Origin of the sequence: Deinococcus multiflagellatus (assembly GCF_020166415.1) — a bacterium.
Taxonomy (GTDB): domain Bacteria; phylum Deinococcota; class Deinococci; order Deinococcales; family Deinococcaceae; genus Deinococcus; species Deinococcus multiflagellatus.
In genome coordinates this window covers 1-1,176 of sequence record NZ_JAIQXV010000060.1, presented here as the reverse complement: position 1 = coordinate 1,176, position 1,176 = coordinate 1, and the positions used below count along the sequence as shown (strand labels likewise).

Annotated in this window: 1 protein-coding gene; it reads left to right on the top strand. The window is 62.8% G+C overall.

Translation table 11 applies throughout. From position 1 onward, the window contains the following. The first annotated feature begins 74 nt into the window (after nucleotides 1-74). Nucleotides 75-1,175 (top strand): IS4 family transposase, encoded by a 1,101-nt coding sequence (locus K7W41_RS23290; RefSeq protein WP_449508530.1) that lies wholly within the window; start codon nucleotides 75-77, stop codon nucleotides 1,173-1,175. Nucleotide 1,176: the final 1 nt, after the last annotated feature.

The following is a 1,176-nucleotide window of genomic DNA, read 5'->3' as shown; positions in this document are numbered from 1 at the left end:
CTCAGCACCTGACACTTCACGAGAAATGGCGTCCTGAACGCAGTGCGACATGACAAAGGGCGGTATCTGGGTCTGTGACGAGCCCCGATACTGCCCGCTTCCATGCTGACACGTTGGCCACCTACTTGCACACTCGTTGGCCACACCGCCGTACGGACGCGCTCCGTCGTCTTGCCGAAGTGCTCCTGGCCGTGCTCCAGGCCGAGTCCACGCTTCACCGCAAGATCGCGCTTCATCTCCCCAGATCAGCCACGTTGGAATCAAAAACCCGGACGGTGGCCCGCGTGTTTCACGACGCTCAGCTCACGCCGCAGGACGTCACAGACGTCCTGCTTCCCTTGCTGCCCGACGGCAAGCTCACCCTGATCATGGACCGCACCACGTGGCACTACGGCCAGACGCCGCTGAACATCCTGGTGCTCGGCGCGCTCCTCGGTGGCGCGGTTATTCCCCTCGTCTGGTCGATCCTGCCGCATCAAGGCAACAGTTGCACTGCTGCTCGAATCCTTCTTGTTGCACGCCTGCTAAAAGTACTCCCGGCTCGACGGTGGGCCGTGTTGATCGCAGATCGGGAGTTCGTGGGGCGCGAGTGGTGCTCGTTCCTGCGCTGGAAACGCATCCGGCAGTGTATCCGCATCCGGGAGAACACCAGAATCGAGGATGAACTGGTACGAGACCTGTTCACGACGCTGCAACCGGGACAGGTGCGCACCCTGTTCGAGCGGACGTGGGTGTATGGGGGCTGGATGCACGTGGTCATCACCCTGTCCCCCGCAGGGGACAGGGTGATCGTGGCCTCAGATTTGCCCGTGCTGGACGTATTACGGACCTATCGGCTCAGGTGGGCGATTGAATCGGCGTTTTCCGCGATGAAAGCTCGCGGGCTGAATCTGGAGGCCACGCACATGACGGCTCCAGAGCGCATCTCTCGGCTCTTCGGCCTGCTCTGTATCGCGCTGGCCTGGATGACGCGGATCGGCGCGCAGCGGACAGAAACTCACGCCCCTCGTCAGGACAAGCGCGGGCGAGCGGTCGTGAGCGTAACGCGGATCGGGTGGCAGATCCTGAGTCAAGCGGCGCGGTGGGGCGGCGAGGTCTTCTGTGACTGTCTGCGTCTCCTCGGAATGCCGTTCCCAACCGCCAGCACGTCAGTTTCCCGAAGTGTCAGGTGCTGAG